Annotated in this window: 7 protein-coding genes; 2 read left to right on the forward strand and 5 right to left on the reverse strand. The window is 71.9% G+C overall.

Annotated features, from left to right (window positions below; all coding sequences use genetic code 11):
• Window positions 1–434 precede the first annotated feature (434 nt).
• The 5 genes from ACJ73U_RS40605 to ACJ73U_RS40625 all read right to left on the reverse strand — a co-directional run bounded on the left by ACJ73U_RS40605 (window position 435) and on the right by ACJ73U_RS40625 (window position 4,964).
• A complete protein-coding gene (locus tag ACJ73U_RS40605; protein WP_407783107.1) occupies window positions 435–1,445 on the reverse strand; it encodes an amidohydrolase family protein in 1,011 nt (336 codons plus the stop codon).
• A gap of 11 nt (window positions 1,446–1,456) precedes the next feature.
• Complete coding sequence (locus ACJ73U_RS40610) at window positions 1,457–2,434, reverse strand: VOC family protein (RefSeq protein WP_407783108.1); 978 nt, start codon at window positions 2,432–2,434, stop codon at window positions 1,457–1,459.
• A gap of 142 nt (window positions 2,435–2,576) precedes the next feature.
• The gene (locus ACJ73U_RS40615) at window positions 2,577–3,281 is read right to left on the reverse strand and encodes a 4-carboxy-4-hydroxy-2-oxoadipate aldolase/oxaloacetate decarboxylase (RefSeq protein WP_407783109.1); all 705 of its coding nucleotides are present in this window, start codon (window positions 3,279–3,281) and stop codon (window positions 2,577–2,579) included.
• A 418-nt stretch (window positions 3,282–3,699) separates the two neighbouring features.
• Entirely contained in the window at window positions 3,700–4,704 is a 1,005-nt protein-coding gene (locus ACJ73U_RS40620) for an anti-sigma factor RsbA family regulatory protein (protein ID WP_407783110.1), read from the reverse strand.
• The gene (locus ACJ73U_RS40625) at window positions 4,701–4,964 is read right to left on the reverse strand and encodes an MEDS domain-containing protein (protein ID WP_407783111.1); all 264 of its coding nucleotides are present in this window, start codon (window positions 4,962–4,964) and stop codon (window positions 4,701–4,703) included. The genes ACJ73U_RS40620 and ACJ73U_RS40625 overlap by 4 nt, the downstream gene beginning before the upstream one ends.
• 240 nt (window positions 4,965–5,204) lie before the next feature.
• On the opposite strand from ACJ73U_RS40625, the gene ACJ73U_RS40630 reads away from it, so the two are divergent.
• Window positions 5,205–6,395: an EfeM/EfeO family lipoprotein gene (locus ACJ73U_RS40630; protein WP_407783112.1), complete on the forward strand. Its 1,191-nt coding sequence runs from the start codon at window positions 5,205–5,207 to the stop codon at window positions 6,393–6,395.
• A 61-nt stretch (window positions 6,396–6,456) separates the two neighbouring features.
• Window positions 6,457–7,695 carry an iron uptake transporter deferrochelatase/peroxidase subunit gene (gene efeB, locus ACJ73U_RS40635; protein ID WP_407783113.1) on the forward strand — a complete coding sequence of 413 codons (1,239 nt, stop codon included), beginning with the start codon at window positions 6,457–6,459 and terminating at the stop codon, window positions 7,693–7,695.
• Window positions 7,696–7,936: the final 241 nt, after the last annotated feature.

Below are 7,936 nucleotides of genomic sequence, written 5' to 3' on the forward strand. Positions count from 1 at the left end.
CAATCCCGCCGCCACCACCGAACACCGAGGACGCAGCGCGCACCACCAACCACCGAGCAGCCAGGACCCAACAGATCCGGCAAGCCACCAAACACCGAGAACGAGGCGCGCACCACAAGCCCACGGGACCCCAGAACGCAGCGCACACCACCGAACCCAGCGAACACTTAGGACACAGCGCACACCATCAACCCCAACGACCACTTAGGACCCAACGCGCACGGACGAACCCACCGAACACCGAGGACTCAACACGCACCACGCACCCACCGAACACCGAAAACGAAGCAAACAAAGAAGCCCCCTCCGAAATCTCGAATGAGTGCCGCAAAGCCGCAACGAGTCAGATCACCAGCTTGCCCTTCACGATGCGCACGTGTCCTGCGGCGAGATGTGCCGATCGTTCCAACCGCGCGACAGTCTCGTCTCCTCGTTCAGGGAGTCAGCACCGCGGCCAGGCGGGGGTAGACGCGGCGGGCGTTGGTCTCGTACACCTTCCGCCGATCCTCGGCGCCAAGAGGCAGGGCGTCGACGTAACGGCGGGTGTCGTCGAAGTGATGGCCGGTCGACGGGTCGATGCCGCGCACGGCCCCGATCATCTCCGAGCCGAACAGGATGTTGTCGACGTCGATCACGTCGAAGAGCAGGTTGATGCCGGGCTGGTGGTAGACGCAGGTGTCGAAGAAGACGTTGCGCATCACCGACTCGGCGAGCGGGGGCCGGTCGAGCATGTCGGTGAGCCCGCGGAAGCGCCCCCAGTGGTAGGGCACCGCTCCCCCGCCGTGCGGGATGACGAGCCGCAGGCCGGGGAAGTCCGTGAACAGGTCCGCCTGCAGCAGCTGCATGAACGCGGTGGTGTCGGCGTTGAGGTAGTGCGAGCCGGTGGCGTGGAAGTTCGGGTTGGTGACCGCGGAGACGTGCACCATGGCGGGGACGTCCAGCTCGACCATGGCCTCGTAGACCGGGTACCAGTGGCGGTCGGTCAGCGGCGGGGACGTCCAGTGGCCGCCGCTCGGGTCGGGGTTGAGGTTGCAGCCGACGAATCCCAGCTCCTCGACGCAGCGGCGCAGCTCACCGACCGCGCCCTCGATCGGCGCGCCCGGGGACTGCGGCAGCTGGCAGACGCCGGCGAAGCTGCCCGGGAACAGGGACACGACCCGGGCGATCAGGTCGTTGCAGGCGCGGGACCAGGCGGCGCTGGTGGCCTCGTCGCCGAAGTGGTGGCCCATGGCGGACGCGCGGGGCGAGAAGATCGTGACGTCGACGCCGCGTTCCCGCATGAGCCGCAGCTGACCGTCCTCTATGGACGTGCGGATCTCGTCGTCGGAGATCGCCGGGTAGGGCGGGGGGTGCTCTCCCGACTCGTACGCCGCCTGTTGCGCGAGCCGCCAGCCGGTGTGCGCGGCGGGCGCGGTCGTGTAGTGGCCGTGGCAGTCGATGATCACGGTGGCGCCCCCTAGTCCACGACCGGCGTGCCGTGCGTGTGGAAGGTCTCGATCGTCCTGAGCCCCCACGCCTGGCCCTTCGCGCGTTCCTCGCGGGTCCAGCTGATCGTCTTCCAGTCGGGCGCGAGGATGAGCCGGGCGCCGGCGTTGCACAGCTCGATCCGGTTGCCGCCGGGCTCCCACACGTAGAGGAAGAACGTCTGCTGGATGGCGTGCTTGTGCGGCCCGGTCTCGATGTGGATCCCGGCGTCGAGGCACACGTCCGCCGCGCGCAGGATCTCCTCGCGGGTGTCGGTAGCGAACGCGACGTGGTGCAGGCGACCCCGGCTGCCCGTCCAGTCCTCTGTGTACACGAGGTCGTAGGACTTGTTGCCCAGGTTGTACCAGATCGCCTGCGGGCTGCCGTCGTCGGAGACGATCTGCTCCGTGCACCGCGCGCCGAGCACGTCGCGCAGGAAGTCGGCGGTGCCCGGCACGTCGGCGGTGAGGTAGTTGACGTGGTCGAGGCGGCGCAGGTTCGCGCCCCGGCCCGGGTAGCGCGCGGCCTGGTTCTTCAGCGCGGGGCGGTCGGTGTCGTCGGCCCGGTACCATTCGACGTCCCAGTACAGGCCCAGTTCGTGGCCGTCGGGGTCGGCGAAGAGGTGGACCGGGCCGAGGCCCCGCACGTCGGTGACCACGCCGCGACCGAAGCCGGCGCCGTCGACCGCCTGGGTGAGCCGGCCGAGGGCCTGCGGGCTCGCGGCACGCAGGTAGGTGCGGCCGATGCCCGCCCTGTCGCGCTGGACGAGCCGCACCGTCCAGGACTGGTAGTCGTCCCAGGTGTGCAGGTAGACGGAGTCGGCGGTGCGGTGCACCTCGCGTAGCCCCATGTGGTCGACGAAGAAGTCGCGGGAGGCGGCCAGCACGGGCGTGTACAGCTCGACCGGCCCGACGTGGGCGATGTCCCTGCGCCTGTCCGGGTCGTGCGTGAGGAGGGGGTCAGGGCTCATGCGGTTCCTTTCCACTGCACTGTCCACCGCGGGGCCACACGAACCCGTCGAACAGCTTGCGGCCGGGCCAGGAAGTAGGCGCCCTTCGAGCTGCCGCCCCGCATCCGCATGCAGCGGACGCCGCCGTCTGAAATGCCGGCCGTCACGCGCCACCGCCCTCCGGAAGCCGGTCGACGTACTCGACGCCGAGCTTCGCGAGCAGCGGGCGGAGGTCGTACAGGTCGACGCCCAGCGTGCCGCCGGCCAGCTTCTCGCGCTTGGTCCGCTCGTTCTCCGTCCGCCTGGCGGCCGCGGCCACCACCGCGGGACCCGTCGCGGCGGGCAGTGCCAGCACGCCGTCGTCGTCCGCGACGACGATGTCGCCGGGCCGCACGAGCCGCCCCGCCACGACGACCGGCACGTTCACCGAACCGGGGCTGGCCTTCACCGTGCCCTGGGCGTGCACGGCCCTGGACCAGACGGGGAACCCCATCTCCCGCAGGGACGCGATGTCACGGACCCCGGCGTCGATGACGATGCCGAGCACGCCCCGGGACATGAGCGACGTGGCCAGCAGGTCACCGAACATGCCGTCGGTCGACGGCGAGGTCGTGGTCACGACGAGCACGTCGCCGGGCCGGCACACCTCCACCGCCGCGTGGATCATCAGGTTGTCGCCGGGATGGCAGGAGACGGTGATCGCCGACCCGGCGATCACGGCCCCGTCCTGCCGCGGCCGGACCTCGGGGCCGAGCAGCCCCACCCGGCCCGCCACCTCGTGCGCGGTGGCGACCCCCGCTTCACCCAGAGCCGCGATGGTCCCCGCATCGGCGCGTTCGACCGACCGGACGACGTAGTGCGCTGCCATGACTCCCCCTGCTCGACGGGACCGTCGCGTACCAGATGTACGCGTTCACAACTTCGTGGTCAAGATTGAATTCACAATTGTTGACAATGTCTGTGGCGTCCGCCGCATCGCACCCCAGCCCCCACCGCGCGGCGGCGAACGGCACCCGGTTGACGATGAACCGGCTGTAGGTGATCTTGCGTCCCGGACGGTGACACACTCGGCGGCCGGGCAACACCGCCGGCAACGCGCTCCGCCAGCACCGCCCAGCACCCGCGCTCCAGCACTGCCGCCGGGCAACACCGCCCAGCACCGCCATCGCGCAACGCAGTCCGGCAACGTCAACACGGTCCGACAAGGTCAACGTCAACGTCAACGCGGTCCGGCAATGCGCTCCGGCACCGCCGCCAGGCAACACCGCCCGGCACCGTGGTCCGGCTCAGTCGGTGGTTGGCTGCGGGGTGTCGACGCGGTGGTGGGGGTTGCCGCTGATCATGCGCAGTGTGAAGCCGCCGTCGGTGCGGTCCATGGCTACGTGGTCGCACAGCTGGTGGGCGAGCCACAGGCCGAAGCCGCCGTTCGGGGCGTGTGCGGCGGCCTGGAGGCCGGCGAACGGGTCGATGGGGCCGTCGCCGCGGTCGGTCACGGTGACCACGATGCGGTCGGTGCCGGCCCAGCAGCGGACGACGACCGGTGGACGGCCGTGGACGAGTCCGTTCGCGATCGCCTCGGTGGCGGCGATCTGCAGGTCCGCCAGCTTGTCCCGGGGCAGGATGCCGCCCGGGACCGTCTCGTTGAGACGCTGGATCGCCGTGCGGGTGTCGCCGGGAGGCGGGTCCTTCTGCTCGAACGGCGGCGGGGTCAGCTGGAGCGGGTCCGGCGCGACCGGGGTGCGTCTGCGGAGGAACCACGTCGGCTCGACGTAGTCCGGGCTCGGGATGTGCCGGTCGCCGGGCGCGGCCGCCCTCGGGTGGGTGCGCGCGACGTCGGCCAGGACCGCGGGCGGGGTGGTCCTGGTGTCGTAGGCGCACATGCTCCACAGCGGGAACTCGTCGTACGCGTGGTTGACGGCCGCCTCGTACCGGACCCACCAGTCCCAGGTGGCACCCAGCTCGGTCGGGGGCAGCTCGCCGATGATCCGGATCTGCTGCGCGCCGCTCGCGGTGTAGTCGGCCAGCATGGCGCGGTAGGAGCGGATGGCGGAGGCGGGTCGCGCGTACATGTCGCCGCCCGGCTGGAACAGCACCCTGCTCGCGTCCTCGGCGGGCAGGGCGGCGCGGACCAGCTCGGCGTGCCGCTCGCCGAACGCAACGACCGTCGGTTCGCCCGCAGCCACGCCGCCGCGCACGAACGGGAGGACGACCGCGAGCAGCTCCTGGTCGCTGGCGTAGTAGACGGCCTCGTGGAAGTAGCCGGTGTGCCCGGCGGCGGCTCCGGTCCTCATGCGGCCACCTCCACCCGGACGGTCTCCCAGCCCGGCAACCGCACCAGCCGGCGCGGCACGGGCTGGTCGGCGCGCAGCACGAGGGTCGCGCCGAAGCGCTGCGCGGCCACATCGTCTTCGCGCTCACCCAGGTACCGCACCCGCTGCCCGAGCGCGAGCCCCGCGTGGAGGAAGGACACCGCCGCCGCCCTGAAGGCGACGTCGTCGTCGAAGCCCCAGCACACGTGATCGTGGAGGCCGAGGCGACGGAGATCGCTCACTACCCCGGGCTGTCGCATTGGCACCACGATAGCAGTCCGTTCGGCCGTCACCGCGTGTTGACCTGGGCGTTGTGACCACATCACCACAGCACACCGCCGCGCCGGCGAGCCTGAGCGAGAACCAGACGAAGGCCACCTTCGTCACATTCAACTCATTGCTCATTATCAAGAATGCCCCAGCGCTGGAGGGTGATTGTTTCTTTCCGACGGCCTAGGCTGCGGAGGTCATCCGGTCGAGCGATGGGAGCGGGCTCGGTGGTGCGCTCGCGGACGTGGTGGGCGCTGGGCGCCGTGGTGGTACTCGCCACCGGCGGCACCCTGCTCGCCCTCGACGGATCGCCGGAACGCGCCGGCGCCTCGCCGGATCCGGTGATCACCGTGTCGCGGTCGGCGTGCGGGCGCGGGTGGGCCGACCCGAAGCCGGGCAGGCAGAGCTTCCAGTTGCGCAACTCGGGCGTGTCCACCGCCGAGGTGGAGCTGATCGACCCGGGCACCGGCGCGATCTACGGCGAGGTCGAGGGCCTCGGGCCGGGGACCACCGGGACCCTGCGGGTGCGGCTGGGCAACGGCGTCTACGCCTTCCGGTGCCTGGTGGAGGACACCGGGGCGCTCGTCGGTCCGAGCGTGCGCGTCACCGGCGCGCACGGCGGGTCCGGTCCCGCGGTCGTGCCCGTGACCGCCAACGACCTGTTGGTGCCGGTGCGCGAGTACCGCGACCACGTCATCGGCGGGCTGGCCACCCTCGCGAACCTCACCGGCACGTTGGCCGCCGTCGTGCGCGGCGGGGACCGTGCGGGCAGCCGGGCCGCGTGGTCGGCCGCGCACCTGTCCTACGAGCGGCTCGGCGCCGCCTACGGCGCCTTCGGCGACAGCGACGGGGCGATCAACGGCACCGCGGACAGCCTGGCCGGCGGCGTGGGCGACCCGGACTTCACGGGCTTCCACCGGCTGGAGTACGGCCTGTGGCACGACGAGCCGATGGCCGCGCTCACCCCGGTCGCCGACCGGCTCGACGCCGACGTGCGCGGGCTGCGGGACTCCTTCCCCGACCAGCAGATCGACCCGAACGACCTCGGGCTGCGCGCCCACGAGATCATGGAGAACACGCTGCGGTTCGAGCTCACCGCCAAGACCGACTACGGCAGCGGCACGAACATCGCCACCGCGCTCGCCAACCTCGACGGCTCCCGCGCCGTGCTGACCGTGCTGCGCCCGCTGCTGACGTCGCGCCTGCCGAACCTGGCCGAGGTGGACAGCTGGGTGGACCGCACGGACCGGGCACTGCACGCGGCACAGCGGCCGGACGGCAGCTGGACGCCGGTCCCGCTGCTCGACCACGGCCTGCGGCAGAAGATCAACGCCGCGGTGAGCGAGCTGACCGAACTACTCGCACCGGTCGCCACCGTCACCGCCCCGAGGCGGACCGCATGACCGGCCCCGCGAGCCCCAACTGGAGGACATCCAACATCCCCGGCCGGGCGGGTGCGGGGGCATGAGCGAGCACGTCGGCCGCCGGTCGTTCCTGCGTGGTGCCATCGCCGGGGCCGGTGCCACCGCGGCCACCGTCGCGGCCGGGGCCGGTATCGCCGCGGGTGCCGGCGCGTTCGGCGCGGCTGACCCGGCACCACCGGCGAAGCCGGAGACCGTGCCGTTCCACGGCCGGCGGCAGGCCGGGATCCGCCGGCCACCCGCCCAGCAGTCCGTCGTGGCCTCGTTCGACGTGGTGGCGGAGAGCCGGGCCGAGCTGGTGGACCTGTTCCGCGCGATCACCGAACGCGCCCGGTTCCTCACCGCGGGTGGCACGCCGGCGGAGGTGGGGATCTCCGCTCCCCCGCCGGACTCCGGGGTCCTCGGCCCGGTGCTGCCGGCCGGCGACCTGACCGTGACGGTCGGTGTCGGCGCCTCCCTGTTCGACCAGCGCTACGGGCTCGCCGATCGCAGACCCGCCAGGCTCACCGCGATGCGGACGTTCCCCAACGACGCGCTGGACCCCGCGCAGTGCCACGGCGACCTCAGCCTGATCATCGGCGCCACGAGCACCGACACCGTCGTGCACGCCCTGCGCGACATCGCCCGCGCCACCCGGGGCGGGATGCAGCCGCGGTGGCGGATCAACGGGTTCAGCTCCCCACCGCGGCCGGCCGGCACCCCACGCAACCTCATGGGCTTCAAGGACGGCATCAGCAACCCGACCTCCGCCGAGCTCGACCGGCTCGTGTGGGTGACCGGCACCGGCGCCGAGCCGGCCTGGACGACCGGGGGCAGCTACCAGGTGGTCCGGCTGATCCGCATGCTCGTGGAGTTCTGGGACCGGGTCGGGCTGTCGGAGCAGGAGAACATGTTCGGCCGCAGGCGGGACAGCGGCGCACCGCTGGACGGCGTCCACGAGCACGACACCCCGCGCTACGCCGAGGACCCCGCCGGCACGACCATCCCGCTGACGAGCCACATCCGGCTGGCCAACCCGCGCACCCCGGAGACCGACCAGAGCCGGCCGCTGCGCCGCGCGTTCAACTACGACCGCGGCATCGACGGCAACGGCAACCTCGACATGGGCCTGGTCTTCACCTGCTACCAGCGGGACCCGCTGCGCCAGTTCGAGGCGGTGCAGACCCGCCTGGTCGACGAGCCGCTCGTGGACTACATCTCGCCCTTCGGCGGCGGCTACTTCTTCGCACTGCCCGGCGTGACCGGGCCCGACGACCACTTCGGCCGGGCGATGCTCGCCTGACCGGAGCCGGATTCCCACCACCAGGAGGACACTGTGGACAAAGCGTTCGGCCTCACGGGCCGTAGGCGGGTACTGCTCGGCGCCGGTGCGCTGGCGGTCGCCGCCGGCGTCACCGTCGCGGTGACCGTCGACGTCGCGTCGTAGCAGGGCCGCTGGCCCGCCTGGTCGAGCAGCTGGACCTCGCCGTCCTGCTGCAGCACGGTCGCAGTCTCCGCGCCCGCCGAAACGTACACGGCATGTG

Source organism: Actinophytocola sp., assembly GCF_045807065.1.
Lineage (GTDB): Bacteria > Actinomycetota > Actinomycetes > Mycobacteriales > Pseudonocardiaceae > Actinophytocola.

Excerpts from the sequence above, each read along its gene's own strand:
- ACJ73U_RS40615 (WP_407783109.1), bottom strand. The coding sequence starts at position 3,281 with ATGGCAGCGCACTACGTCGTCCGGTCGGTCGAACGCGCCGATGCGGGG.
- ACJ73U_RS40620 (WP_407783110.1), bottom strand. The coding sequence starts at position 4,704 with ATGAGGACCGGAGCCGCCGCCGGGCACACCGGCTACTTCCACGAGGCC.
- ACJ73U_RS40630 (WP_407783112.1), top strand. The coding sequence starts at position 5,205 with ATGGGAGCGGGCTCGGTGGTGCGCTCGCGGACGTGGTGGGCGCTGGGC.
- efeB (WP_407783113.1), top strand. The coding sequence starts at position 6,457 with ATGAGCGAGCACGTCGGCCGCCGGTCGTTCCTGCGTGGTGCCATCGCC.
- ACJ73U_RS40610 (WP_407783108.1), bottom strand. The coding sequence starts at position 2,434 with ATGAGCCCTGACCCCCTCCTCACGCACGACCCGGACAGGCGCAGGGAC.